Genomic DNA, 885 nt, shown 5'->3' with positions numbered 1-885 from the left:
TCTTGAAACATTAAGTAAGCTACAAGAACTAAACTATAGAGCCAGATCACTGAGTGACTGTATTAGCGGTAAATTCAAGATAACAATGCCAAACTCTATAGCTTCATCAATTTTCGGCAGTATTTTGAGAAAATTACAAGAGAGATACCCTGCGGTAATTTTTGAAATTTCGTCTAGTAATAAGGTGGAAAATCTATTAGAAAGCGATGTTGATATTGCAATAAGACTAAATGATGTTGTTGATGATAATTTAATTGCGCATAAAGTTGGGAATTATAATGATGTTCTAATTTCTAACAACAGCAATGAAAAAAGTAGCACTCTTCTTATATATAAAAATCATTCGAATAAGGAAGAAATAAGAAAAAGTTATTGTGATGTGATAGAGGTCGATAATACATCAATTTTATTGAACTTTGTTGAGCAAGGTGTGGGATTGGGCGTAATACCCAACTACCTGTTAAAAGGCAGTACTCATCAAGAACTTTTAAAAGTTACCCATACATACAGCACAGAAAAGTCAATGTATGTCGCCTACCCCTATCAAAATCCATTACCGAGAAAGCTGGCCGAAATTTCATCTTTCATAAGGTTAGAGCTCACAGCGATCTTAGGGGAAAAGTAACCATAATTACGGAGTCACATCCAGTTGGACTTACTCATTTGAGGTCTGCCGAAAAATGACAAATAACACTCAAAAACAAAGTTAATTTGTAACAAATTATGTTAACGATATTGTCAATTCAATTATCTCAATAGAGAAATGATGATTTGCGTCACAGAGATCGTAGTAAAACATATCCTCGGAAGTGCTTCTAATGAATTCATATCACGTTAAATAGGGCATCAATTGACTTTGACTAAAACATAAATCTAGTACAGCCC

Annotated in this window: 1 protein-coding gene; it reads left to right on the top strand. The window is 33.7% G+C overall.

Annotated elements, in window-relative coordinates; all coding sequences use genetic code 11:
• Positions 1 to 625: LysR substrate-binding domain-containing protein (locus R7Q48_RS25695; protein WP_318132988.1), on the top strand; the 625-nt coding region annotated here is incomplete at its 5' end.
• Positions 626 to 885 lie beyond the last annotated feature (260 nt).

This window comes from Vibrio sp. 378, from assembly GCF_033339435.1.
The sequence above is the reverse complement of the archived record's forward strand: the minus strand, read 5'-3'. Positions and strand labels throughout refer to the sequence as shown.